Annotated in this window: 24 protein-coding genes and 3 pseudogenes; 8 read left to right on the plus strand and 19 right to left on the minus strand. The window is 64.9% G+C overall.

The window, feature by feature from the left end:
* Window positions 1-4: 4 nt before the first annotated feature.
* Window positions 5-2,260 (plus strand): phosphoenolpyruvate--protein phosphotransferase, encoded by a 2,256-nt coding sequence (gene ptsP, locus EBS_RS02460; RefSeq protein WP_043107148.1) that lies wholly within the window; start codon window positions 5-7, stop codon window positions 2,258-2,260.
* A gap of 63 nt (window positions 2,261-2,323) precedes the next feature.
* On the opposite strand, the gene EBS_RS02465 is transcribed toward ptsP, so the two are convergent.
* The gene (locus EBS_RS02465) at window positions 2,324-3,832 is read right to left on the minus strand and encodes an FMN-binding glutamate synthase family protein (RefSeq protein WP_043107149.1); all 1,509 of its coding nucleotides are present in this window, start codon (window positions 3,830-3,832) and stop codon (window positions 2,324-2,326) included.
* A 230-nt stretch (window positions 3,833-4,062) separates the two neighbouring features.
* Here EBS_RS02465 and EBS_RS02470 point away from each other — a divergent pair, with 230 nt between their 5' ends.
* A complete protein-coding gene (locus EBS_RS02470) occupies window positions 4,063-4,407 on the plus strand; it encodes a DUF5335 domain-containing protein (protein WP_043107151.1) in 345 nt (114 codons plus the stop codon).
* 1 nt (window position 4,408) lies between these two features.
* Here the strand turns inward: EBS_RS02470 and EBS_RS02475 are convergent, their stop codons facing one another.
* Entirely contained in the window at window positions 4,409-6,607 is a 2,199-nt protein-coding gene (locus tag EBS_RS02475; protein WP_052199219.1) for a YgiQ family radical SAM protein, read from the minus strand.
* A 167-nt stretch (window positions 6,608-6,774) separates the two neighbouring features.
* On the opposite strand from EBS_RS02475, the gene EBS_RS02480 reads away from it, so the two are divergent.
* Window positions 6,775-7,119: a hypothetical protein gene (locus tag EBS_RS02480; protein WP_231892834.1), complete on the plus strand. Its 345-nt coding sequence runs from the start codon at window positions 6,775-6,777 to the stop codon at window positions 7,117-7,119.
* A 12-nt stretch (window positions 7,120-7,131) separates the two neighbouring features.
* Here the strand turns inward: EBS_RS02480 and EBS_RS02485 are convergent, their stop codons facing one another.
* Complete coding sequence (locus EBS_RS02485; protein ID WP_043107154.1) at window positions 7,132-7,566, minus strand: RDD family protein; 435 nt, start codon at window positions 7,564-7,566, stop codon at window positions 7,132-7,134.
* A gap of 89 nt (window positions 7,567-7,655) precedes the next feature.
* Between EBS_RS02485 and EBS_RS13820 the strand changes: the two genes are divergently transcribed.
* Both EBS_RS13820 and EBS_RS02490 read left to right on the plus strand, forming a co-directional pair.
* Window positions 7,656-7,913, plus strand: coding sequence for a hypothetical protein (locus EBS_RS13820; protein ID WP_148307616.1), 258 nt, complete (start codon window positions 7,656-7,658; stop codon window positions 7,911-7,913).
* Window positions 7,914-8,106: 193 nt separating this feature from the next.
* The gene (locus EBS_RS02490; protein WP_043107155.1) at window positions 8,107-9,921 is read left to right on the plus strand and encodes a DEAD/DEAH box helicase; all 1,815 of its coding nucleotides are present in this window, start codon (window positions 8,107-8,109) and stop codon (window positions 9,919-9,921) included.
* Between the two features lie 9 nt (window positions 9,922-9,930).
* Here the strand turns inward: EBS_RS02490 and EBS_RS12680 are convergent, their stop codons facing one another.
* From EBS_RS12680 to nth, 8 genes and pseudogenes are all read right to left on the minus strand, one after another.
* Window positions 9,931-10,770, minus strand: coding sequence for an outer membrane lipoprotein-sorting protein (locus EBS_RS12680; RefSeq protein ID WP_081999781.1), 840 nt, complete (start codon window positions 10,768-10,770; stop codon window positions 9,931-9,933).
* 121 nt (window positions 10,771-10,891) lie between these two features.
* On the minus strand, window positions 10,892-11,290 hold the full coding sequence (locus EBS_RS02500; RefSeq protein WP_043107156.1) for a hypothetical protein: 399 nt from the start codon (window positions 11,288-11,290) through the stop codon (window positions 10,892-10,894).
* A gap of 157 nt (window positions 11,291-11,447) precedes the next feature.
* Window positions 11,448-12,014: pseudogene (locus EBS_RS02505) on the minus strand (HvfX family Cu-binding RiPP maturation protein).
* A gap of 31 nt (window positions 12,015-12,045) precedes the next feature.
* Window positions 12,046-12,813, minus strand: coding sequence for an HvfC family RiPP maturation protein (locus EBS_RS02510; protein ID WP_043107157.1), 768 nt, complete (start codon window positions 12,811-12,813; stop codon window positions 12,046-12,048).
* Window positions 12,797-13,661, minus strand: a pseudogene (locus tag EBS_RS02515) (HvfB family MNIO-type RiPP peptide maturase). The gene EBS_RS02510 and the pseudogene EBS_RS02515 overlap by 17 nt, the downstream one beginning before the upstream one ends.
* 106 nt (window positions 13,662-13,767) lie before the next feature.
* Complete coding sequence (locus EBS_RS02520) at window positions 13,768-14,010, minus strand: HvfA family oxazolone/thioamide-modified RiPP metallophore (protein WP_070104709.1); 243 nt, start codon at window positions 14,008-14,010, stop codon at window positions 13,768-13,770.
* Between the two features lie 182 nt (window positions 14,011-14,192).
* Window positions 14,193-14,627, minus strand: a complete 435-nt coding sequence (locus EBS_RS02525) for a DUF1841 family protein (protein WP_043107158.1) — start codon at window positions 14,625-14,627, stop codon at window positions 14,193-14,195.
* Window positions 14,627-15,262, minus strand: a complete 636-nt coding sequence (gene nth / locus EBS_RS02530) for an endonuclease III (protein ID WP_043107159.1) — start codon at window positions 15,260-15,262, stop codon at window positions 14,627-14,629. The genes EBS_RS02525 and nth overlap by 1 nt, the downstream gene beginning before the upstream one ends.
* A 103-nt stretch (window positions 15,263-15,365) precedes the next feature.
* On the opposite strand from nth, the gene EBS_RS13400 reads away from it, so the two are divergent.
* From EBS_RS13400 to EBS_RS14925, 3 genes and pseudogenes are all read left to right on the plus strand, one after another.
* Window positions 15,366-16,529 (plus strand): sensor histidine kinase, encoded by a 1,164-nt coding sequence (locus tag EBS_RS13400; RefSeq protein WP_052199222.1) that lies wholly within the window; start codon window positions 15,366-15,368, stop codon window positions 16,527-16,529.
* A pseudogene (locus EBS_RS13405) lies at window positions 16,430-17,260 on the plus strand (response regulator); the annotation flags it as partial. The gene EBS_RS13400 and the pseudogene EBS_RS13405, both read left to right, overlap by 100 nt.
* Window positions 17,261-17,333: 73 nt before the next feature.
* A complete protein-coding gene (locus tag EBS_RS14925) occupies window positions 17,334-17,468 on the plus strand; it encodes a hypothetical protein (RefSeq protein ID WP_408065680.1) in 135 nt (44 codons plus the stop codon).
* 5 nt (window positions 17,469-17,473) lie between these two features.
* Here EBS_RS14925 and EBS_RS02540 read toward each other — a convergent pair whose 3' ends face one another.
* The 8 genes from EBS_RS02540 to EBS_RS02575 all read right to left on the minus strand — a co-directional run bounded on the left by EBS_RS02540 (window position 17,474) and on the right by EBS_RS02575 (window position 24,808).
* Window positions 17,474-18,178, minus strand: coding sequence for an electron transport complex subunit E (locus EBS_RS02540; protein ID WP_043107160.1), 705 nt, complete (start codon window positions 18,176-18,178; stop codon window positions 17,474-17,476).
* Window positions 18,171-18,827, minus strand: a complete 657-nt coding sequence (gene rsxG, locus EBS_RS02545; protein ID WP_052199224.1) for an electron transport complex subunit RsxG — start codon at window positions 18,825-18,827, stop codon at window positions 18,171-18,173. The genes EBS_RS02540 and rsxG overlap by 8 nt, the downstream gene beginning before the upstream one ends.
* On the minus strand, window positions 18,817-19,863 hold the full coding sequence (gene rsxD, locus EBS_RS02550) for an electron transport complex subunit RsxD (protein ID WP_043107161.1): 1,047 nt from the start codon (window positions 19,861-19,863) through the stop codon (window positions 18,817-18,819). The genes rsxG and rsxD overlap by 11 nt, the downstream gene beginning before the upstream one ends.
* Entirely contained in the window at window positions 19,863-21,443 is a 1,581-nt protein-coding gene (rsxC, locus tag EBS_RS02555; protein ID WP_043107163.1) for an electron transport complex subunit RsxC, read from the minus strand. Before rsxC ends, rsxD begins: the two co-directional genes overlap by 1 nt.
* The gene (gene rsxB, locus EBS_RS02560; protein ID WP_171816165.1) at window positions 21,433-22,005 is read right to left on the minus strand and encodes an electron transport complex subunit RsxB; all 573 of its coding nucleotides are present in this window, start codon (window positions 22,003-22,005) and stop codon (window positions 21,433-21,435) included. The genes rsxC and rsxB overlap by 11 nt, the downstream gene beginning before the upstream one ends.
* The gene (rsxA, locus tag EBS_RS02565; RefSeq protein WP_043107164.1) at window positions 22,005-22,586 is read right to left on the minus strand and encodes an electron transport complex subunit RsxA; all 582 of its coding nucleotides are present in this window, start codon (window positions 22,584-22,586) and stop codon (window positions 22,005-22,007) included. Before rsxA ends, rsxB begins: the two co-directional genes overlap by 1 nt.
* 129 nt (window positions 22,587-22,715) lie before the next feature.
* Complete coding sequence (locus EBS_RS02570) at window positions 22,716-23,447, minus strand: LPXTG cell wall anchor domain-containing protein (RefSeq protein ID WP_043107165.1); 732 nt, start codon at window positions 23,445-23,447, stop codon at window positions 22,716-22,718.
* 68 nt (window positions 23,448-23,515) lie between these two features.
* Window positions 23,516-24,808: a FimV/HubP family polar landmark protein gene (locus tag EBS_RS02575; RefSeq protein WP_081999783.1), complete on the minus strand. Its 1,293-nt coding sequence runs from the start codon at window positions 24,806-24,808 to the stop codon at window positions 23,516-23,518.
* Window positions 24,809-24,978 lie beyond the last annotated feature (170 nt).

Genomic DNA, 24,978 nt, shown 5'->3' on the forward strand with positions numbered 1-24,978 from the left:
AGGCTTGCTCGATACGCTGCATCGGATAGTTCACGCGGTCAACAAGGCGCCCAACCTGCAGGAGGCACTGGGTACCCTGGTCAACGCAGTGCGCGAGGCGATCGACTGCGACGTCTGCTCCATCTACCTGGTCGATGACGACGCCCGGTCCAACGTGCTGATGGCTACCGTGGGCCTGGAGGACTCGGCGGTGGGCAAGGTACGCCTGCCCTTCGGTCGCGGCCTGGTGGGACTGGTAGCCGAGCGCGCCGAGCCGGTCAACCTGGCAGATGCGCCGGCGCACCCGCGCTATGTGCGCATCGCACACACTGGCGAGACCCGCTACCGGGGGTTCCTTGGCGTGCCCATCATCCAGAACCGGCGGGTGCTGGTGGTGCGCCAGCGCGAGGAGCGTGAGTTCCAGGACGAGGAGGTGACCTTTCTGTTCACCCTGGCCGCGCAGCTCGCCGGGGCCATCACCCATGCGCGCGCCAGTGGTGAACTCGATGCTCTGACCCGTGAGCATCAGCCCCTGCACCGCTTTCTGGTCGGTCAGCCCGGCCACGCGGGAGTGGCGGTCGGTACCGCAGTGGTGAGCTTTCAGCTTTCGGATCTGGAGGCGGTGCCGGATCGGCCGGTCGACGACCCCGAGGCAGAGTGCGCGCGCTTCGAGCGCGCGGTGGCCCAGGTCGGGACCGATCTGCGGCACCTGCAGGAGCGCATGGCCGATCAACTGCCCGAGGAAGATCGGGCGCTGTTCGATGCCCTGCTGCTGATGCTGCGTTCCGAGACCCTGGTGCTGCAGACCGAGGAGACCATCCACCGGGGCCTGTGGGCACCCGCAGCGTTGCGCGACACCATCGCCGCCCACGCGCAGATCTTCGACGAGATGGACGATCCCTACTTGCGCGAGCGTGCCTCGGATGTGCGCGACCTGGGCCGGCGCATCCTCATGCACCTGCAGGACGATGACCCGCGCCTGGTGGAATATCCGCCGGACACCATACTGGTCGGGGAGGAGATCAGCGCCATGCAGCTTGCCGAGGTGCCCCCGGGGCAGCTCGCCGGCGTGGTCTCGGCCAGTGGCTCGGGCTCGTCGCACGCGGCCATTCTGGCGCGCGCCATGGGGATACCGGCGGTGATGGGTGTTTCCGAGATGCCGGTCAGCCGCATGCAGGGGCGGGCGCTGATCGTGGATGGTTATCGCGGCCGAGTGTACATCGAGCCGACACCCTCGGTGCGCACCGAGTACGAGCGCCTGATTGCCGAGGAGCAGGCGCTGGGCGCCGAAGTCGAGGCAATGCGTGGCCCGCCTTCGGAGACCACCGACGGCCATATCGTGCCGCTGCACCTGAACACCGGCCTGGTCAATCAGATGAACGGTGAGGAGCAGGCCGAAGCCGATGGCGTGGGTCTGTATCGCACCGAGTTTCCCTTCATGGTGCGCGACCGTTTCCCCGGCGAAGGCGAGCAGCTGCGCAACTATCGCCGGGTGCTCGAGGCCTTCGCGCCGCGCCCGGTGGTGCTGCGCACCCTGGACATCGGCGGCGACAAGGCGCTGCCCTATTTCCCGGTGGTCGAGCAGAACCCCTTCCTTGGATGGCGCGGGGTTCGCATCTCGTTGCAACATCCGGAGATCTTTCTCACCCAGATCCGCGCCATGCTGCTGGCCGACATCGGGCTGGGCAATCTGCAGATCATGTTGCCCATGATCAGCGGCGTGGGCGAAGTGGACGAATTGCAACAGCTCATTCAACGTGCCCATGACGAGTTGCTTGAGGAGGGACACGTGGTCGCCATGCCGCGCATCGGGGTGATGATCGAGGTGCCGTCCGCGGTCTACCAGGCCGGGGAGATCGCGCGCCGGGTGGATTTCCTGTCGGTGGGAACCAACGATCTCACCCAGTACCTGCTGGCGGTGGACCGCAACAACCCGCGCGTGGCCGACCTCTACGACGAGCTGCATCCGGCGGTGTTGCGCGCCCTGCGCGACATTACCGCGGCAGCGGCCGAGTTCAATCGGCCGGTCAGTGTGTGTGGCGAGCTGGCGGGCAATCCGCTGGCGACCATCCTGCTGATTGGGCTGGGGGTGAACAGCCTGAGCATGAGTGCCGGCAGCCTGCTGCGCGTCAAGTGGGTGGTGCGCAGCATCAGCCGCATCCGCGCGCGCCAGATCGCGCAGGTGGCCCTGCGGATGGAAGACGTGGGGCAGATACGGCGCTTCATGGAAGGCACCCTCGATGAGATGGGGCTGGGCGGGCTGATCCGGCCGGGCAAGTAGTCGCACCCGCCTGATCTGCCGGGACAATCCCGTCGGTGTCGCGTCATCTGGCCGTGCGCCAGATCAGTCTTCTGTTGGCAGGGGATGCAGTGTGTCGAGAGGCACGCTCAGGCCATTGTCCAGCACCAGGCGTGCGTGCGTGCGATTCAGTTCTCGGGGGGAGCGCACGCCGCAGCTGTGGGCGATGATGCCGACCTCGCGCACCATGTTGCGCACGTAATTCGCCACCCGCTCGGCCTTGTCGGCCGGGTTGAGACCGCGTTGCAGCTTTTCGTTGTGCGTGGTGATGCCGGTGGGGCAGGTATTGCGGTTGCACTGCAGGGCCTGGATGCAGCCGAGGGCGAACATGAAGCCGCGGGCGCTGACGATGAAGTCGGCGCCCACGCACAGCGCCCAGGCCAGGTCGGTGGGGTTGATCAACTTGCCCGAGGCGATCACCCGCACTCGTTCGCGCAGGCCGTACTCGTGCAGCTTGTCCACCAGCAGGGGCAGGGCCTCGGCCAGCGGCAGGCCCACCGCGTCGATCAGCGGCATGGGGGCGGCGCCGGTCCCGCCCTCGGCTCCGTCCACGGTGATGAAGTCCGGTGCGCTCTCGTTGCCGCGTTCGAGAATGGTGCGGAACAGCCCGTCGAGCATGTCGGGTGAGCCGATCACCGTCTTGATACCGACCGGCTTGCCGGTGACCGCGCGGACCCGGTCGATCATGTCGAGCATGTCGCCGAAGCTGTTGATGTCGGGGTGGGGGTTGGGGCTGATGGCGTCCTGTCCGGGCAGGATGCCGCGGATGCGTGCGATCTCCTCGGTGACCTTGCTGCCGGGCAGGATGCCGCCCTTGCCCGGTTTGGCGCCTTGGCTGAGCTTGATCTCGAACAGGCGGACCTGGGGGATGGCGGCGATCTGCTGGAGCTTGTCGTCGCTGAGATTTCCCTCCAGGTCGCGCACGCCGTTCTTGGCAGTGCCGATCTGGAACACAATGTCGCAGCCGCCTTCCAGGTGCCAGGGCGACAGGCCGCCTTCGCCGGTGTTCAGCCAGCAGCCGGCCTTGCGCGCACCGTGCGACAGGGCCTGCACCGCGGGCCTGGAAATGGCGCCGTAGCTCATGCCCGAGATATTGAACAGCGAGGCAGTGGTATAAGGTTGGGGGCAGCCCTCGCCGATGGTCAGGGGGCCGGGGGGCACGGCGTCTTCTCCCAGGGTGGGGAAGGCGCAGTTGACGAACAGTACCGTCCCGGTGCGCCGCAGGTCGCGGGTGGAGCCGAAGGCCACGGTGGTGTCGAGGTCCTTGGCCGCGCGATAGACCCAGGAGCGCTGGGCCCGGTTGAAGGGCATCTCCTCGCGGTCCATGGCAAAGAAATACTGGCGGAAGAATTCGCCCAGGTGTTCGAAGAAATAACGAAAACGCCCGATCACCGGGTAGTTGCGGCGGATCGCCTGGCGCGTCTGGGTGACATCGACGATGTAGGCTACGATGGCCCACAGCGCGAGCGCGCCGATGGCCACGATCACCAGGGCGGCGATGATCTCCAGGCTGGTGAGCAGAAAGCGTCCGAAGTCTTCCGACAATGCCGGCATGAGGTCACCTCGCTGGTCGAGCCCTTGTCGGGCCTCGCTGTTCCTGTTGGTGTGATCGGGTGAATCCCTGTTTACTTTAGTTCGTCGGGTGACGGTCTTTTCTGCGATCTTGCGAATTCTCGAGGGGACTGGCAGAACGCGCGCTTCATTGTCCCAGGTCAAGCACCCGCCTTGAACTTGGTCCCGTTCGCCGCCATACAACTTGTAGTGCCATTCAGAGGGGGCAGTCGATGAGTACGCAACGGATCGAGAAGGATCGTCTGAAGGACTATTTCGACCACTTCAGCATGATCATGCCCGCCGAGCTGATCGAGATCGAGGTCGCTGGCCTGGACCTGGGTGACCAGGTCGAGGCCGACTGGGTCCCGCTGTCCGGCATCAGCTACGACCCGAAGAACGACGTGGTGGTGGTCGACCTGAATGACGGGCAGGTGCAGCACAGCATCCGTGCACCGGTCGAGGTCGAGGTGGAAGAGGATGACGAGGGTATCCGCAGTATCGGAATCCGCTGTGGCGAAGGGCACCTGCACGTGCTGCGCCTGAAGGAGCCGAAGGCGCTTCCCGTGCGCGACTGAGTCAGCGCCGGCGTTTCGGTTTCGCGCGCCGTGGCTGGTGGTCGTGGCGTTCGGCGCGTGCGTGCCGAGTACGGAAGGGCTTGCCACCGGGCTTGCGCTGGCCTTCCGGCTGCCTGCCGGTGCCGGCAGGTTGCCAGCGCGGTACCAGATGGCGCTTGCCGTTGCCGATCAGGTCCGCGCGCCCCATGCGTTGCAGGGCCTCGCGCAGCAGCGGCCAGTTCTCCGGGTCGTGATAGCGCAGGAAGGCCTTGTGCAGGCGGCGCTGGCGGCGTCCGCGTGGCGAGAACACCACTTCGCCGTCGCGCCGCACGCGCTTGAGCGGGTTGCGTCCCGAGTGCCACATGGCGGTGGCCAGCGCCATCGGTGAGGGCAGAAAGGCCTGCACCTGGTCGGCGCGAAAGCCGTGGCGCTTGAGCCACAGCGCGAGGTTCAGCATGTCCTCGTCAGTGGTTCCGGGATGGGCGGCGATGAAGTAGGGGATCAGGTACTGTTCCTTGCCCGCCGCCTTCGAGTACTTGTCGAACATCGCCTTGAAGCGGTCGTAGGTGCCGATACCCGGTTTCATCATCTTCGACAGCGGTCCCGACTCGGTATGCTCGGGGGCGATCTTCAGGTAGCCGCCGACATGGTGGGTGACCAGCTCGCGCACGTACTCGGGGGTCTGTACGGCGATGTCGTAGCGCAGGCCCGAGGCGATCAGCACCTTCTTCACCCCGGGCAGGGCGCGTGCCTTGCGGTACAGCCGTACCAGCGGCATCTGGTCGGTGTGCAGATTCTTGCAGATGCCGGGATAGACACAGGAGAGGCGACGGCAGCGGGACTCGATGGCCGGATCCTTGCAGTGCAGGCGCCACATGTTGGCGGTCGGACCACCCAGGTCCGAGACGATGCCGGTGAAACCCGGGGTGCGATCGCGGATCTCTTCGATCTCACGCAGGATGGAGGCCTCGGATCGGTTCTGGATGATACGTCCCTCGTGCTCGGTGATCGAACAGAAGGTGCAGCCGCCGAAGCAGCCACGCATGATGTTCACCGAGAAGCGAATCATCTCGTAGGCCGGAATGCGCGCCTCGCCGTAGGCCGGGTGGGGCACGCGCTGGTAGGGCAGCTCGAACACCTGGTCCAGCTCGCGGGTGTTCAGGGGAATGGGCGGCGGGTTGACCCACAGCTCGCGGTCGCCGTGGCGTTGTACCAGGGCGCGCGCGTTGCCGGGGTTGGACTCCAGGTGCAGGATGCGCGAGGCATGGGCATAGAGTACCGGATCGTCGCGTACCTGCTCGTAGGACGGCAGGCGCACCACGCTGCGTGTCCGCTCCAGGCCGCGGGGGCGGCGCTGTCCGGGGCCGATCGCTCCCGCCGGATGCGGTAGTGGAACCGGTTGCGCATCGCCTTGTCGAGTGGCGCAGGACGGCTCCCTCCCCGCTGCCGTGGAGGGTCGGGGAGGTGCCTCGGCATAGGGGTCGGGCGGCGGATCCACCGGGCCGGGCTCGTCGATCTCGGAGGAGTCGATCACGGTCCAGCCCTCGGGCAGGGTGCGGCGCACGATGGCGGTGCCGCGCAGGTCGACGATGTGCTCGATGGGTTCGCCGGCGGCCAGGCGGTGGCTGAGCTCGACGATGGCGCGTTCGGCGTTGCCGTAGAGCAGGATGTCGGCCTTGCTGTCGAGCAGCACCGAGCGCCGCACCTTCTCTTGCCAGTAGTCGAAGTGCGCTATACGCCGCAGGCTGGCCTCGATGCCGCCGATCACGATGGGTACGTCGCGGAAGGCCTGGCGCAGGCGTTGCGAATAGACGATCACCGCGCGGTCGGGGCGCTTGCCGCCGACATTGCCGGGGGTGTAGGCGTCGTCGGAGCGCAGTCGCCGCTCCGCGGTGTAGCGGTTGACCATGGAGTCCATGTTGCCGGCGGTGACGCCAAAATACAGGGTCGGTCGGCCCAGGCGCTCGAAGTCACGGGTGTCATGCCAGTCGGGTTGGGCGATGATGCCGACCCGAAAGCCCTGCGCCTCGAGCACCCGCCCGATCACCGCCATGCCGAAGCTGGGATGGTCCACGTAGGCGTCGCCGGTCACCAGGATGATGTCGCAGGCATCCCAGCCGAGCAGCTCCATCTCCTCGCGCGACATGGGAAGGAAGGGCGCGGGACCGAACTTGTGCGCCCAGTAGCGGCGGTAACTGAACAGGTCTTTGGGGTTTTCCACGGTCGGGCTCCGGATTCTGGGCGCAGTCTAACCCGGAACGGCAGGGCATTCCGCCGTGATGGGCCGGGAAATCTGTTCAGCGTATCGCCTGCGACCCGCTGAGGGTCGCTTTACTCAGGGGTGTCTCAGTATGATGGCGGTCGTTGCCAGGACGAGGAGGAACGAAGATGCACGATTCTATGAAGACTATCGCGGCTGCCGGTGTCCTGCTGCTGGCGGCTGGCTGTACCCAGGAAACCCAGAACAAGCTGGGCCGGGCGCTCCAGAACTGGACCGGCACCAACGGCGTGCTCGAGATCTATGCCGGCGACAAGCTGGTGCGCCGCTTCATCGAGATCGACAAGCTGACCACTGCCACTGCCACCCAGGGCTCGGGCTCCCGGCCCTACCGCTTTGGCTACGGGGTGTTCGACGAGAACCTCAACATGCGCAGGGACCCGGGGGAGAAGAAGGTCTACTTCGAGATCAGTGATTACTCCACGCCCTATGTCTTCTTCGAGAACCCCTATTAGTGAGGCCGGGGGTCATTCCCATGGCCGCCGCACCACCACGGTACCGGCAAGCTTGTCGTGCCACCCCTGCTTGCGCTTGTCGAAGGCCACCCAGAGATAGCCGAGACAGAGTGGCAGGGTGGAGACGAGATAGGCAAAATAGCGGCCGATGGCCTTGCCGGGCCCGATGGATTCACCGGTCTCGGCATCGACGATACGGGCCTTGATGAGCATCTTGCCGGGGGTGGCCTGGCGCGCCACCCAGAACACGATGACCACGACGGCGGGAAGTACCCAGGACAGCAGGAAATCGGCTGGTCCCTGGACCGGTTCGGGACTCTCCCAGTAGCCGCTCCCGTAGATCGCGGTGAACAGGGGGAAGAGGACCAGGGCCATCAGAATCGTATCGATGAGGGTGGCTCCGACCCGCGCCCAGAAACCGACGTATTCATATTTGTCTGTCTGCATCAGGATCCTCCGTGAAACGCGCTGGGGGCGCAGCGAGTCCAACTCGAATATTTCACCGGTCGAACAACGCTCTAGCCCTAGGAGGCTGGATGATCGAGCAAAAATGGCAAAAAGGGAAGCCGGTTACCGTTTGTCTCCCGCGTTGTTCTATCCCGATTCCGGCGGTTTCTCGCTCGCTGTGGCTTGGTTTTCACCCAAGCGATAGCGCAGGCTATCGCTTTCGTTCCAAACCGGCGCCACAGCGGCCGCGAATTCCGCCGGCTCTCGGGATGCTGGTGAAACATCCGGGCTGGCGGCTGATTTTGTTGTGGGGCGGGACGAAGGGGGCGACCGATACTCGGTGGTGATGGGCCTTTGTGCATTTTCCCGATTACTGTATAGTACGCGCCTTTCCTGCTGTGCGTGCCGGCCGTTTGCCGGTTTCGTCCCCCAGGGGCAGCCTGCCCGGTGTCGATCCTGACGCCGCCTCGCGTCACGACCCCACCTCGGACCCGCAGCATTTTGAGCGTAGACCCCGATGGTCTCGCAAGGCTGTGAGTCATGAACGATACCCCCATGATCCGGTTCGCCGAACTGGATCTTCCCGAACCCCTGTTGCTTGCCGTCACCCAGGCAGGCTACGACACGCCGTCTCCCATCCAGGCCGAGTGCATTCCGCTGTTGCTGAGTGGTCGCGACGTGCTGGGCCAGGCGCAGACCGGCACCGGCAAGACCGCGGCCTTTGGCCTGCCGCTGCTGGCGCGCATCGACGCGCAGCGACGCGAGCCGCAGTTGCTGGTACTGGCGCCGACCCGTGAGCTGGCCTCGCAGGTCGCCGAGGCGCTGCGTGGTTATGCGCGGCACCTGCCGGGCCTGGAGGTGCTGCCCATCTACGGCGGGCAGGGTTATGGGGAGCAGTTGCGCGGCCTGCGCCGCGGCGCGCAGGTAGTGGTCGGCACTCCGGGGCGGGTGATGGACCACATGCGCAAGGGCTCGCTCAAGGTCGATGCCCTGTGTGCCCTGGTGCTCGACGAGGCCGACGAGATGTTGCGCATGGGCTTCATCGACGACGTGGAGTGGGTACTGGAGCACATCCCGCAGGAACGCCAGATCGCCCTGTTCTCCGCGACCATGCCGGATGCGATCCGGCGCGTGGCCGAGCGGCATCTGCGCGATCCGGAGCAGGTACGCATCCGTTCGAAGACCACCACCGCCGCCACCGTGCGCCAGCGTTGCTGGGTGGCCTCGGGCATGCACAAGCTCGATGCGCTCAGTCGCCTGCTGGAAGTCGAGCCCCGTGACGGGGTGATCGTGTTTGTGCGCACGCGCTCGGCCACCACCGAGCTGGCCGAGAAGCTGCGTGCGCGCGGTGTCGCTGCCGAGGCGCTGAACGGTGACATTCCGCAGGTGCAACGCGAAAAGACCGTGGCACGCCTGAAGGATGGACATATCGATGTGCTCGTTGCCACCGACGTGGCGGCGCGCGGGCTGGACGTGCCGCGCATCAGCCATGTGATCAACTACGACATTCCGCACGACACCGAGGCCTATGTGCATCGCATAGGACGTACCGGTCGCGCCGGGCGCACCGGCGAGGCCATCCTGTTCGTCGCCCCGCGCGAACGGCGCCTGCTCAAGGCCATCGAGCGCGCTACCGGGCAGCCCATCGAGGCCATGCGGATACCGGATGTGGCCGAGGTCAACCGGGTCCGCCAGCAGCGTTTCCAGCAACGGGTGCTCGATACCCTGCAGGATGCACAGGCGCTCGCGTCTTATCGCGAGGTGCTCGACGAGCTGGTGACGACACACAGAAAGGATCCCCTGGAGCTGGCCGCTGCACTCGCTGCCCTGTTGCACGAGGGCAAGCCGCTGTTGCTCGAGTCGCGAGCAGAGGCTACGCCGCGTGCTGGCAATGTCCCGGAGCGCCGCGCCGACAGGCCTCGCCGTGCGCGCAAGGAGGCCACACCATCGGCCGAGGCGCGCCCGCTCGCGGCACATCCCGAGATCGAGATGGAGCGTTTCCGTATCGAGGTGGGGCATGCGCATGGCGTCAAGCCGGGTAACATCGTTGGCGCCATCGCCAACGAGGCCGAGATCGAGAGCCGCTACATCGGGCATATCGCGATCTTCGACGATTTTTCCACCATCGACCTGCCGGCGGGTATGCCGCCCGAGACCTTCCGCGACCTGCAGAAGACCTGGGTCTGCCAGCGCCAGTTGCGGATCAGTCGCCTGCACGAAGGCTCGCAGGGCAAGGCGTCCCGCAGTGCGGACCGAAAGACCACCGCAAAACGACAGCCGCGACCGGCGCGCGCCGGTGCGCCCGGTAGTGGCAGGCGCGCGGCGCGGGCACGGCTGTCCCTGCGCTCCGAGTGACAGGCGGGTTCAGCGCTTGATGCGCCGCAGGGTGCGTTCGCTCCAGAACTTGTCCGGCCGCTTGCTGTTGTACTGCACCACCGACTGGGGGATGACTGCCCAGCTTTCCTGGCCGGTGCGCAGGTCTGCCCCGTACCAGGACTTCCAGAACAGGGCGCGTGGGTCGCCGAGCTGGCTGTCGGCGACCAGTCCCCAGTCGCGGTCGATGACCTTGATCAGCTTGCCGTCCTTGAAGTACAGGGTGCGGTAGTCGGCGAAGTTCTCGGTGTCGACATAGCTCACCCGGAAGTCGTACCACCAGTTCTCGCGTTTTGGTGTGCTTTTTAGGCCGTACACCCACTTGCCGACATGGCGACAGGCGCGCTTGGGCAGGCGGTCCACGTAGCGGTAGGGCTTGTCTTCGAGTTCGGCGATCACGCCCAGGCAGGTGCGCATGCGCTTCTTGCCGAGCAGTTCGTGGGTCTCGTCCTCGGGCTTGCGCAGGGTCACGTCGCCGAAGGTGAACACGCTGCCGCCCCAGGATTCCTCGTGATCCGGCTGGGCGAAACGACGGATCTTGCGCAGCGCCGGCAGCCAGACCATGTAGCTCTGCCGCTTGGCGGGATCACGGTACTCGGTGACCAGTATGCCGGTACCATTGAGCTTGCCCGAGCGGAAGATGGCCAGATCTCGTGACTTGATGGGGCTGTCGGCCGGGTAGCGGTTGTTCAGGTGGCGCTCCAGTGCGGTGCGACTGATCTTGCCGTCGCTGGTGCGGTTGATGAGTACCGTCGCCTTGCGCCCGCGCTGGCGGATGGAAAAGTTGTCGAAGGCATAGAAGTGGTTGGCGAAGTAGACCTGGCGGGCAATCTCGTCGGCGTCCGGGGGGCCTTGGGCAGCGGCAGGTCGCGTTCCACATCACCGGCGGCCGTGGCGGTGAGACAGGTCGACAGGATGGCAAGGGTCAGGCGGATGGGTGACATGGCATACCTCAGAAATCGAGCGGCAGGTTGGTGATGCTGGAGCGAGGCCGTTCGGGCTTCTTGAGGCGGTTCTTGCGCTTGCGCGCTGCGTAGATGTTGCTGCGGATGCCGCCCAGGTCGCCGGTCTTCAGGTATTCCTGCCAGATGGCGTATTTCTGACTCTCCGGCAGCCGGGAGTACAGGATGTAGGTGCCACGAAACTTCTGCTTCACGAAGTTGCCGAAGTCCGCGAGACTGGCCGCGCCGTCGCTCACCGCAAGGGCCTTGCCGGTCCAGGCCAGGTCGGCGGGGGGCTGGAAACTGCCATTCGCAAACTCGGCATAGTCGGCTTTGACGGCATCGATATAGGCCTGGCTGGCGGCATGCCCCAGGGGCACCAGACTGAACAACAGCAGTAGTCCGCCCATTTTTGGGTTCTGGATCATCCTCGTCGCACCTCGCTTGTGGTTACCGGCACGTCCCTGATGTGAGACTTCGGCCGGACATTGTTGTTTTTCTTCAGGTTCGAAGCGCGATTCTAGGGTAAGCGGGATCGAAGTGAATCGGGGTTTTCCCGGATAACCTTCAGTGGCGCCAGCGACGCGCGATCCACCAGTCGAGGCTGAGATAGCGTCCGCCGCCGATGAAGAACAGGGTGAGCAGCATGATGAAGTAGGTCGCGGCGAACTCGATGCCGTTGTTGAGGATCACGAATTGCCCCTTTTCGGTGAGCCATTCGAAGTTGCCATGCTGTTGCAGGATGGCGTTGGCCCGCTCGAGTCGTTGAATGGCCTCCGGGGTCTCGGCGATTGCCGCCCAGCCGTTTGGTCAGTGCACGGTCACCGCGGCAACCACCATGGTCACCATCAGGGGGAGGCTGATCCAGCGTGTGGCCAGCCCCAGTGCCAGCAGGATGGCGCCAGCCGTCTCGGTGAGCGCGGCCGCCCAGGCCGTCAGTTCGGGGAAGGGCAGCCCCAGGCCCCATTCCGGGTTGCCGAACCAGGCGATGGTGCTGTCCATGTCCGCCAGTTTCTTGGTGCCGGCCATCCAGAACACGGGGGCCAGGTAGATCCGTATCAGCAGGGGCGCGAGAAAGTCCAGGGTGCGAGTGGCATCGAGCAGGTCCTGCAGGCGGTTGAACAGGCGCAGCATGGTGCGGGCCCTCCTGTGGTCGGGAAGTGGATCAGCGACGCGTGCCGAGGAGGATGTTGCGCTCCCGCAATTCGGAGAGCAGGCGGGTGCCGGCCTGGATCACGGTCTGGGGCTGCGGGTGTTGCAATTCGTCGGCGATGCGTTTCAGACATTCCAGACCGGTCGTCTGCGGGTTCTCTTTCAGCAGGGCGAGCAGCCGCTGGGTGACCACGTTGATCTCGAGGAAATGCACTGCCTCCTCGCGGTCGCGGTAGACCACCAGGTGGGTGGCCTGCTCGCCGGGTTCGCGCGGCTGGAAGTCGGGCGAGATGCGATGCACCGGGAAGTGATAGCTGAGGTGCCAGGCGGTAGGCGCGACCAGCGGGCATCCGGAGAGCAGGTCGCCGTTGGGGTCGTGTTCGGGCAGCCTGCGGTCGGCGTCGCTCAGGGCCACCGCCAGCTCGGCATACTCGTAGTGGGCCAGTTCCGCCAGGAAGGGCGGGTCATCCGCGGCCTGGCGCTCATGTTGCAGGTAGTCGATGAATTCCAGGCCGATCTCGGTGAACAGCGGGGTACGGCAGCGGTGACGGATCATGAAGTCGCGCACCATCGCCTCCCAGGCTGCCTCGTCGAACAGGCTGCGCAGCACCGGGAAATTGCCCGAGAGGTGGCTGTCGAAGCCGTTGAAGAACAGTTCGCGATAGACCGCCATGCGCTCTTCGGGAATGCCGGATGGCGGCGGGGCGGCCGGGTCGCGGATGGTGCCCGCAAAGCGCTGCTGGATCTCCCGGAAGTCGGCCGGCTCAGGCGACGTGTTCATCGTGGGCCTCCGCATGCCGCCGTTGTGCCTCGAGGATCTGCGCGATCTCCAAACGCAGTACATCCAGTGGCGGGATGTTGAAATCGCGCTCCAGCAGGGTGGGAAAGACCCCGTAGCGTTCGTAGGCAGCATCCAGCATGGACCAGACCTCGGGGATCACGTCCTCGCCATGGGTGTCGATGCGCAGGTCCGGTGCGGCCTCGTAGTGACCGGCGATGTGTGCGTAGAGGATACGTTCGGCGGGGATGCGTGCCAGGTAGTCGTAGGGGTCGAAGCCGTGGTTCACGGCATTGACGAAGATGTTGTTGATGTCGAGGTGAAAGCCACAATCGGCCTCTTCGAGCACCGCGACGAGGAACTCGATCTCGCTCATCTCGCCCGGGGGCATGGCATAGGTGGAGACATTCTCCATGCCGATGCCGCCGGCCCAGGATATCCTGTACCTGGCGGATGCGCGCCGCGACATGGTGCACGGCCTTCTCGGTGAAGGGGATAGGCATCAGGTCGTAGAGTTGGCCCGAATCGCCGCACCAGGACAGGTGCTCGGTATAGACCAGTGCCTGGCTGCCGTCGAGAAAGCGGCGCAGGTCGTCGAGAAAGTCGGTATCCAGCGGGGCCGACCCGCCGATGTTCAGCGACAGACCGTGACAGACCAGGGGGTAATGTTCAAGCACCCGTTCGAAGTCACGCCGGCGGGCGCCGCCGACGCCGATCCAGTTCTCGGGCGCGACTTCGATGAAGGAGATGTCATCCGGGTGCTGTTCGAGGACCTCGGGGATGAGCTCCTGCTTCAGGCCCAGGCCGGCGCCGGTTACCGCATAGCTTGTTTCTGTTGCCTGTTTCGGCATTTGCGTCCCCCGGGTGGTGTTCATGCAAGGACACGGCATGGCAATGCGCTTGCATGAACACCGCAATCGGGCGGCACTGGGCCGCCCGGCGCGGGCAGAGCCGGCATTACTTCTTCTTCATGCCGCCGCACTTGCCGGCGCCACACTTGCCTTCCATGGGCTTCTTGTCGGTCATGTTGCTACCGTACTTGCCTTCCATGTGTGCGGCGGCGGTCTGCAGGTAGCCGCCGTTCAGTTCGGTCATGCCGAAGGGGTTGTCGGCGGCGCCAGCGGCACCGGCCAGCATCATGGAACCGGCAATAGCGGCACCGATGGCGGAAGCAACGGGTTTGGTGGTCTTTCTGGACATGTCTCTCTCCGAGTGGGTCAGATTGTAGATTCGCTTGTTTTCAAATGTTTTCCGGTCGCTGGCCGGGCCCTCGACCGGTTCTTGTGACTCCGAGGGGCGGGTTTCGTTCCTGGGGCTGCCAGATCGGCGATGTGGAAACGGACAGTCTCCGGCCTTGTGACCGTGGCGCTGGCACATTTATTTCAGGGATGCTGGCCCAGCAGGCGGCGCAGGCAGGCGAGATAGGCCTGTTCGTCGGGTGGCCGGTTGGTGCGCTGGGCCTCCCAGAGGATCTCACCGAGGCATTCCATCATGCGGTGTTCCGCCCGGTGGGTGTCGCCATCGAGTGACACGAGGCGCCGGTACAGCTCGCGGATGCCGGCGGGACGGTCACTGGCCAGCTGTTCGGCCAGGGTGATGTGCATGCCCATGTGCAGAAAGGGATTGGTTTGCCCGCCATGCACCGGGAAGTCGCGTTCGCAGGCCTGTGGATCGAGGACCTGGTCGTGGTATTCGGGATGCTGCGTGATGACCTGTGCCACCAGGCGTTCCAGTGGCTCGAGGGGCTGCCCGTCCAGGTGCTTGCGCCAGGCCGTCTGGTAGAAACGTCGCAGTTGTTCGCGGTTCTGTCCGTACATCAGTCGCTGGTCTTGTGGCGGTATTCGCAGAGGTCTTCGATCAGGCAGGCACCGCATCGCGGTTTGCGCGCGGTGCAGACGTAGCGGCCGTGCAGGATCAGCCAGTGATGGGCATCCTTGAGGAATTCCTTCGGGATCACGCGCAACAGTTTCTTTTCGACCGCCAGCGGGGCCTTTCCGGTGGCGATGCCGGTGCGGTTGGCGACCCGGAAGATGTGAGTGTCTACCGCCATGGTGGGTTCGCCGAAAGCGGTGTTGAGGACCACGTTGGCGGTCTTGCGTCCCACCCCGGGCAGTGCCTCGAGTGCTTTGCGGTCACGGGGTACCTCACCGCCATGATGCTCGATCAGCATCCGGCAGGTGCGGATGATGTTCTTCGCCTTGGTGTTGAACAGCCCGATGGTCTTGATGTAGTCCTTGAGACCGTCTTCGCCCAGCTCCAGGATGGCTTGTGGGGTATTGGCGACGGCAAACAGTTTCTCGGTGGCCTTGTTGACACTGCGGTCGGTGGCCTGTGCCGAGAGGATTACTGCGATCAGCAGTTCGAACGGCGAGTTGTAGCGCAATTCGGTGGTCGGATGCGGGTTGGCGGCGCGCAATCGTTCGAAGATAGCGCGCCTCTTGTCGCGGTTCATGGGCGCTGTGCCTCTCGGGTGAGTTGGGGCGGAAATTCCCTATAATGGAACACTTCCCGGCTCAAGCGCGGGTCGGATCACCATGGATAATACAGGGAGTTTCATGCTGAATCGCCTCGTTCGGCCGGAGATGGCCAGGTCGCCGGAGTTCCAGTCGGCCATCATGCGCATTCTGGGTTGGGTGCTGATGATGACCATACTGGGCATGGCGCGAGTCCAGGGAGTTTATCGGTTCGACTGGCAGCTCTTCGAATGGTTGTTTGCCCTGCACCTGGTGTGGTTCCTGGCGCTGTTGCTGCATGTGATCAAGGCGCCGGGTCTCAGGCCATGGCGGACCTATCTCGGGATCCTGGCGGATGCCAGTGGAACCAGTTTCTCCATCTACCTGAGCGGTGACCCGACTTCGCCTTTCTACCTGATCTATGTCTGGTCGTTTCTCTCGCAGGGAACGCGTTTCGGGGCCCGCAATCTGACCCTCGCCTCATTGGCGAGCATGTTGTGTTACACGACCGTGGTGTGGGTGCTCGATGGTTGGCGCAAGGCTCCCTTCGAGGCGGGTTTCAGTCTGCTCTTCCTGGCGATTTTGCCTGCCTACGAGTATTCCCTGATCAAGCAGTTGCACCGTGCCAAGCAGGCCGCCGAGGCGGCCAACCGGGCCCGTGGCAATTTTCTGGCGACCATGACCCACGAATTGCGTACCCCCCTTTCGGGCGTGATCGGCATGACCGGGCTGTTGCGCGACACGTCACTCGACCAGGAGCAGCGTACCTACGTGGAGTCCATTGCGGCCTCGGCGGCGACCTTACAACCCCTGATCGGCGATATCCTGGACCTGTCCAAGATCGACGCCGGGAAACTCGAGCTGCGCAGGGAATGGTTCGATATCCGCAGCGCCTTGCTGGAGGTGTGCCGCGTACTCGGTCCCCAGGCAGTGGAACGGCGCATCGACCTGGTCTGCCGGGTTCAACCCGGCGTCCCGGTTTCTGCCCTGGGGGATGATCTGCGTTTTCGCCAGGTGCTGTTCAACCTGATCGGCAACGCCATCAAGTTCACCGAGCGGGGGAAGGTGGTGGTCACGCTGGCCGTGGAGCAGGGCCGGGGGGGCGTGGCTGGCCACAACTCCGGGTCGGTGTTCGTGACACCGGCATCGGCATTCCCGAGGAAAAGGTGGCCAGGATCTTCGACAGTTTCTGGCAGGCCGATGACAGCACCACGCGCAAGCACGGGGGCACGGGTCTGGGCACCACCATTGCGCGCGACCTGGTGACCCTGATGGGTGGCACCATCGGGGTCGAGAGCGAGGTCGGACAGGGCAGCCTGTTCTGGGTCTTGCTGCCGATACTGGAGAATTCTTGCCTGGAGCCACCCGCGCCGCCTGCCGGCCTGGAGGGGAGACGGGTATTGTGCCTGGCAGCCAGTACCTCGCTGCAACTGGTGTTGAGAGAGGCGCTGGAAGAGGCGGGCATGCAGGTGGAGATGATCGATACGCCCGACACGGCCGACTGGACCGGTATCGGCGACCGGCCCCTCGACCTGCTGGTGATCAGCGATACCCCGCAAGGACTGGATCTCGCCGGAGTCGCGTCGCGTCTGCGGCAACGGCTGGGAGCGGCGGTGCCAGTGGTGTTCCTGCATTATCCGAACCGGGGGGTGCAGGTCACCGAAGGCTGGAACCTGGTACTCGACCGCCCTTGCGATCCGCGGGAACTCTGGGAGGCCTGCATGGAGGCCTTGAGCGGTGGTGACCGCGTGGAAGAGGGGCGGCGCAGGCAAGAAGAACCGAGAGCTGCGGCCCCGGGCGACAGTGGCATCCAGGTGCTGGTGGCCGAGGACGACCGTATCAATGCGCGGCTGATCCACAGCCTGTTACGCAAGGCCGGCCATCGGGTGACCCTGATGCGTGACGGGGAATCTGCGCTGCGTGTTGCCCGGGAGGGTCATTTCGACCTCGCCCTGGTCGATCTGCGCATGCCGGTGATGGACGGGATCGATTTCACCCGTGCCTGGCGGGCCCATGAGGCGGCGGAGGGAGGGGGGGCGGCACATGCCGATCATCGCCCTGACCGCCAATATGGCCGAGGAGGCGCGCGAGCAGTGCATGGCGGCCGGCATGGACGACTTTCTCACCAAGCCCATCGATCCGGAGACCCTGGATTCCCTGATTCAGCGTTTCGTGTGGCGTGAACCCGAATCCGATACCGCCTGACCGGTTCAGGAGCGACTGGGCACTATGGGCGGTGCCTGGCAATGCGACGGCTCGGCCCTGCGGGCCCGCACGTCCACGCCCTTGTCGATCACGTTCTTGAGTGCGATCAGCAGTCCCAGGCCGATGAAGGCGCCAGGTGGCAGGATGGCCAGCAGCAGGCCCTGGAAATCGTTCCCGGCCGAGAATTCCCAGGCGCGAGCCGCCTCGCCGAACAGCAGGTGGGCGCCGGAGAGCAGGGTGCCCTGACCGATCAGTTCGCGCAGTGCGCCCAGCAGGGTGAGCACGGCGGTAAAGCCCAGGCCCATGGCCAGGGCGTCTGTGATGGCGGCCGGCACCGGGTTGCGCGAGGCGAAGGCCTCGGCGCGACCGATGATGGTGCAGTTGGTGACGATCAGCGGCACGAAGATGCCGAGGATCTTGTACAGCTCGTGGGACCAGGCATTCATCACCAGTTCGGTGGCGGTCACGAACGAAGCGATCAGCAGCACGAACACCGGCAGACGGATCTCGGCGCGCACCCAGTGGCGGATGGTCGAGACGCTGAGATTCGACAGCAGCAGTACCGCGGTGGTGGCCAGTCCCAGGGTCAGTCCGTTGATCGTGGAATTGGTCACCGCCATCAGCGGGCAGAGCCCGAGCAGGGCGACCAGGGCCTGGTTGTTGTGCCACAGGCCGTCCAGGGTGATCTTGCGATAGTCCACCTCAGTCATGGTGCGGTTCCTCTATTGCCTCGGTCTCCAACAGCCGGTGGCCCTGGTCACGGTACCACAGCAGTGCCTGGCGGATGGCGCGCACCACCCCGCGCGGGGTGATGGTGGCGCCGGTGAACTGGTCGAAGGCGCCGCCGTCGCGTTTCACCTTCCAGCGGGATTCGGGGGGATCGCCCAGACGGCGCCCGGCGAACCCCAGTATCCAGTCGCTGCGCTCGACTTCGATCTTGTCGCCCAGCCCCGGGGTCTCCTTGTGGCTGAGCACGCGTACGCCCGCCAGGCTGCCGTCGGCACGTATCCCCAGGGTGAGCGCAATGTCCCCGCTGTAGCCCTGGGCGATCACCGGGCTGAGGATCATGGCGACAGGTTCTCCGTTGCGGCGCGCCAGGTAGACCTGGGTGTGTTCGGCGCCAAGGGCCTGGGGCGCGGAGATATCGAGGGCGTCGCGCAGCAGGTCGTTGTCGTATTCGTTTTCGGGCAGGATGGCGTTCAGCTGGGCCAACAGCATCTCGCGTTCATTCTGGCGAATGCGCTCTACGGTCGCCTGGTAGCTGAATCCGACCAGCAGGCTGCCGAGCACCGCGAACAGCCCCAGCACAGCGGAGGCGATCAGCGCAGAGCGAAAGGCCACGGGCAGTCTAGCGGCCATCGGCATCCTCCCGGGCGCCGAACACGCGCGGTTGGGTGTAGTGGTCGATGGTCGGTGCGGCCATGTTCATCAGCAGCACCGAGAAGGCCACCGCGTCGGGGTAGCCGCCCCAGGTGCGGATCACGTAGACCAGCAGGCCGATCAGCGCGCCGTAGATCAGTTGGCCCCTTGGCGTGGTGCTGGCCGTGACCGGGTCGGTGGCGATGAAAAAGGCCCCCAGCAGGGTGGCACCGCTGAACAGGTGGAAGATCGGGGAGGGGTGGATCTCGGGGTCGATGAGCCAGAAGATGCCGGCGGCTGCGAGCAGGCTGCCCAGCATGCTGGCCGGGGTGCGCCAGCCGATCACTCCGCGCCACAGGAGGAACAGGCCGCCAAGCAGGTACCAGGTGCCGACCCACTCCCAACCCTTGCCACCGAAATAGCCCCACAGGGGGGCGCGTTGGATCTCACTGATCATGTGATCGCGTGAGAGTTCGGTGCGCAGGTGGTCCAGTGGCGTGGCGCCGGTGACTGCGTCCCAGCCTTGCGGGTGTGGCGGAATGCCCGAGAAGATCGCTTGCCAGGCTGCGTTCAGGCTCACCGTATGGCCGCCGAGCACCGAGGGCTCCAGCCATCGGATCATGTCTGCGGGGAAGGAGACCAGCAAAAGAGCATAGCCGGCCATGGCGGGATTGAAGGGGTTGTGGCCCAGCCCGCCGAACAGTTGCTTGGCGATGACGATGGCGAAGGCGGTGCCGATCACGGTCTGCCACCAGGGCAGCAGGGGTGGCAGGGCCACGGCCAGCAGCCAGGCGGTGAGCAGCCCCGAGAGGTCGGCGATCACCGGGCGCGGGTCACGTCCGCGCAGGCGTATCACCAGCCATTCGCAGACCACCGCGGTGAGGCTGGCCAGGCCGAGGTTGACGATCACACCCCAGCCGAAGTACCACCACAAGGCGGCGATGCCCGGCACCAGCGCGAGCAGTACCTGCGCCATGACGCGCTGTACGTCGTTCTGGCCCTGCAGGTGGGGGGAACTGGCAACGGGGAATTCCATCAGTTGTCTCCCTGTGGGCCCGGGGCCTTGTCGTTCTGTTGCGCGGCCTTCCTGGCGGCAACCCGTTTCATGGCGGCCTCGATGGCGGCCTTTTTCGGGTCGTCGGAGGTGCCGGCCGATTTTTTCTCCAGAGCCTCTTTCTTCTTGCGCAGACGCGCCTTGCGTTCTGCCTCCAGGCGCTTGATCCGGGCCTCCCGGAAGTCGTGCCGACGACGCGCGTGTTCGGCCTTCTGGCGTTCGCGCTCGCTGGCCCAGATCTCGGTCTTGGCGAAGCGGTAATAGTGCACCAGTGGAATGCGCGCCGGGCAGACGTAGGCGCAACAGCCGCACTCGATACAGTCGAACAGGTGATGATCCTGGGCCTGGTCGAAGTCGCGGGCGCGCGCATACCAGTAGATCTGTTGCGGCAGCAGGTACGCAGGGCAGACCTTGACGCACTCGCCGCATCGGATGCAGGGCTTGGCTGGTGGCGGGTCGGGCGCCTCCTCGGCCGAGGCGGCGATGAAGCAGTTGCTGCCCTTGGCCACCGGGACTGCGTCGCTGTGCAGGGCGAAGCCCATCATCGGGCCGCCCATGATGAGCTTGTGGACCTGTGGGGTGTAGCCTCCGCACTGGGCGATCAGCTCGGATACCGGCGTGCCGATAAGGGCGCGCAGGTTGCCGGGGCGGCTCACGCCCTGGCCGGTGATGGTGACAATGCGCGAGATCAGGGGGCGCCCGCGCAGCACGGCGTCGGCCACGCTGGCGGCGGTGGCGACATTCTGGCACACCATGCCGACATCCAGTGGCAGGCCCTGCGAGGGGACTTCCACCCCGGTGAGCAGGTAGATGAGCTGTTTCTCGCCACCACTGGGGTACTTGGTGGGGACCACGCGGATCTCGATGCCGTCGTCATCCCCGCTCAGGGCCTCGCGCAGCGAGGCGATGGCCTCGGGCTTGTTGTCCTCGATGCCCACCAGGATGCGCGAGGCGCCGACGATATGGCGCAGGATGCGCGCACCTTCGAGCACCTCTTCGGCCTGTTCGCGCAGCAGGCGATCGTCGCAGGTGATGTAGGGTTCGCACTCGGCGGCGTTGATGATCAGGGTGTCCACTGCCCGGCCGGTGACGTTGGTCTTGACGCTGGTGGGGAAGACTGCGCCGCCCAGGCCCACTATACCTGCCCAGCGCAGGCGTTCGCGAAGCTCGGCCGGGTCGGTTTCTGCCCAGTTGGTGATCGGTTCCGGCAGTTCTGCCCAGTGCTCCTCGCCGTCGGGCTCGATCACGATGCAGGGCGCCGACAGGCCCGAGGGGTGGGCAATGGGCATTTCCGCGATCTCGACCACCCGGCCCGAGGTGGGGGCGTGCAGGTTGGCGCTGACATAGTCGCTGGCCCGTGCGATGAGCTGCCCCTTGAGCACCTGATCTCCGGCCTTGACCAGCGCTTCGGCGGACTTGCCGATGTGCTGCTGCAACGCCAGCTGCAGGCGTGAAGGCAGCGTGGCCTCGACGACGGGACGGTCGGCGGACAGGGCCTTGTGGTCCGGAATGTGCAGGCCTCCATGGAAGTCCCACACCGGTGGGGTGAGATCAACAGCCATTGGGTGCCTCCCTGATCCAGGGGTTGGACTCCGGGAAGGGCCAGCGCCAGGTCTCTGGGGTTTCCTTGATCGGCTCCATCACGATGCACTCCACCGGGCAGGGCGCGACACACAGTTCACAGCCGGTACATTCGGATTCGATCACGGTGTGCATCTGCTTGGCTGCGCCGATGATGGCATCCACGGGGCAGGCCTGGAAGCACAGGGTGCAGCCGATGCAGTCGCTCTCGATGATGCGCGCCAGCGCCTTGGACTTGGCGGCGGCCTCCTGGTCTTCCAGTGGCACCGGGTCACGGCCCAGCAGGTCGGCCAGTGCGATCATGGTCGCTTCGCCGCCAGGCGGGCAGCGGTTGATATCGGCCTCGCCAGCGGCGATGGCCTCGGCATAGGGACGGCAGCCGGCATAGCCACACTGGCCGCACTGGGTCTGCGGCAGCAGCGCATCGATCTGGTCCACGATGGGGTCGCCCTCGACATGGAAGCGCACTGAAGCATAGCCCAGCAGCAGGCCGAACAGCAGGGCCAGCAGAGTGAGGATGAGTACGGCCGGCAGGATGCCCATCAACCTGCCACCAGTCCGGCGAAGCCCATGAAGGCCATCGACATCAGGCCCGCGGAGATCAGGGCAATGGCATTGCCCTTGAAGGGCTCGGGTACATCGGCAACGGCTACCCGTTCGCGCACCGCGGCAAACAGTACCAGCACCAGTGAGAAGCCGACCGCGGCGCCAAAGCCGTACAGCGCCGACTCGACAAAACCGTGTTGCTCCTGCGTGTTGAGCAGGGCCACGCCCAGCACCGCACAGTTGGTGGTAATCAGTGGCAGGAAGATACCCAGTACCTGGTAGAGCACCGGGCTGGTCTTGTGCATCACCATCTCGGTGAATTGCACCACCACGGCGATCACCAGGATGAAGGCGATGGTGCGCAGGTACTCCAGCCCCAGGGGCTCAAGCAGGTAGGCGTTGACCAGGTAGCTGCTCACCGAGGACAGGGTGAGCACGAAGGTGGTGGCCAGGCCCATGCCCATGGCCGTCTCCAGCTTGCGCGAGACCCCCATGAAGGGACACAGGCCAAGAAACTTCACCAGGACGAAGTTGTTGACCAGTATGGTACTGACGAGGATGAGCGCGTAGTCGGCCATTTATGACGTTTCTCCCGGGCAGATGCACAAGCTTAAGCAAGGGCTAATAAACAAGCAAACCTGCTTGCCCTTCGTACGGGTGCGGGATTGAGCCAAGTCAAGAGTCCGGCGAGGAGGGCTTGCAAGGGGTCAGGCGATCTCTTCCAGCACGCTCTGGATGCGTGCGCGTTTTTCCTCGCTGTCGGCCGAACTCAGGGCCTTCTGCAGAATGGCGGTCGCTTCCTCGCGGTCGCCCAGCTCGACGTAGGCGCGCGCCATCTCCAGCACGATCTCCAGGCTCTGGTCCTCCTCCTCGTTGAGTTCCGAGAGTGTGGCGCTTTCGTCTATCAGGGAAGAGTCGGCTTCATTCAAGTCGAGCGTATCCACGTGTTCCCACAGGCCGATGAGTTCCTGCTGGGTGCTGTCGTCCTCGAGGTCCAGGCCGGCTGGCGTGGGCAGCAGTTCGCTGTCGAGTTCGTGCAGTTCCACCCGGGAAGGCGGGGGTGCGATGTCCAGTTCCTCGTTGGGTTGGACAGTATGCGGCTGCATGTTTTCGGAATCCTGGTCGCCCTGTACCCGGGGAGACGAAAAGGCGACCTCCTGGTCCGATACGTCCGACGCGTGTTCGTGATCGTCTTCGGGGGGGTGGTCCCGGACGTTTTCGTAGGGGCGCGGGCCGCGATTCAGCACTTCGGGATGGGCTGCCAGCGGAATATCCAGAGCGGCGGTCCCGGTTTCGCTTCGTTTGCGCCGCCAGACCAGCCATCCCAGCAACGCCAGGCCGAGCACGCCTGCCAGTCCCCAGTAGGCTGCCCGGTGGTCACCAGCAGCGGGGGCTGGGGGTATGGTATCCGGCGTTTCCGGTTCCGGCGAGTCGGCCACGGGAAGCCCGGTCGTGGACACCGGGGTGGTCGGCTTCTCGGGGGTCTGCGCATTGCCCGGAGTGTCGGTCAGGTTTGCCTTTTCGGCGGGGAGGGGGGCGGCAAGGGAGTATTGCCGGCCGCGACCGGATCCAGGAGATCGGTGTTGGTCTCTGTCCGCGGCGAGGCCGACATGCTGCCCGCCCTTCCCTGAACGGTCGCGGTGACCGGTGGTTGAACCGATGCCAGACGCTGGGCGTCGATGATCGACTGCAAGGTGGCGATCTGCTGGTCCTTGAACTTCAGCAGTTCCTGCATCTCGCGGACCTGGACCCTGAGCAGACGAAGTTCTTGCAGCAGGTTGGACTGGGTCACCTGCTCGCTGGAGGCGGTTTCTTCCTGCCGGAGAATCTCCTGTTGCAGAGGTTCTTCCTGTTGCGGATTTTCCCCCGGGCGGCTGGGAGGGAGCACCTCGAGTCGTCCCTTGTCATCATGGGGCACCATGGTGGCTTCGACGGCGGGTTCCACTACGGGCAGGTCACCCCTGGCGGTGTCGGCCGTCGTTTTCTCGGGAATTTCTGCCGAATGCGAAGGTGCGGAGGGTTGTGCGTCCGTGGGCAGTTGCTCTCCCGATTTCCATGCCTTCTCCTGGCGGGCAAAGGCCTTGAGCGCCTCTTCGCGGTTGATTCGCTTGACCTGCTCGGTGGTGGGGACGACCAGGACAGCGCCGGCCTTGAGTTTGTTGATGTTGCCGTCCTCGAAAGCGTCGGGATTCATGCGCTGGAGGGCGATCATCATCTGCTGGCTGGTGACCTCATCGGAGCGCAGGTAGTAGGCGATGGGCCAAAGGGTCTCGCCGGGCTTGACCTTGTAGGCGCGGATGGGCGGCGCAATCTTGCGGCCCGACGAATCTACCAGCGGGGCTTCCGTTGCCGATGCGGGCGAAGCCGTGACTTTCTTTGCCCGGCCTGGAGGAGCGGCATGGGGAGTGGCGAAATCGGACGGGTCGAGCAGCAGCGTAATACCCTTGATCAGCCTCACCTTGCCCTGTTTGACGCTGAGTGGAAATTCGAGGTAAGGCTGCTCGACCGGTTCCTTCGAGGTGACATGGATGAACCATTGCTTCCCTTTCTTTTCGGGGGTGAAGCGTAACTGCACTGGCAGTGATTCCCAGGCGATCTGCAGGCGCTTGAAATCATCCGTTGCGCCGAGCTCTACCTTGAGATCCTCTGCGGAAAGGGTCTCTGTTCCCAGCAGCTGGATCTCGGCATCCAGCGGCTGCATGAGATAGGAGTGAACCGTGACAGGACCGATAGAAAGAGCGCCAGCCGGAGCTGTTATGGACAAGTACAACGCCAAGCTCGCGGCGTTTCTGGTAGTCATCGAAGTGGTCGTCCGTCCCTGTAGCAACTGGGTATGTTCCCTATTATTGCGCACAATCCGGGGTGGGTGCGAATGCCCAATCGGTAAGCGGCTGATAAATATGTTAATACACGTGAGGCTATCGTGTCTCGCCAACCTGCACGATCAAGTTTTTTATGTTATTGCCGATT

The sequence above is a fragment of the endosymbiont of unidentified scaly snail isolate Monju genome, from assembly GCF_000801295.1.
Taxonomy (GTDB): Bacteria; Pseudomonadota; Gammaproteobacteria; order Chromatiales; family Chromatiaceae; genus MONJU.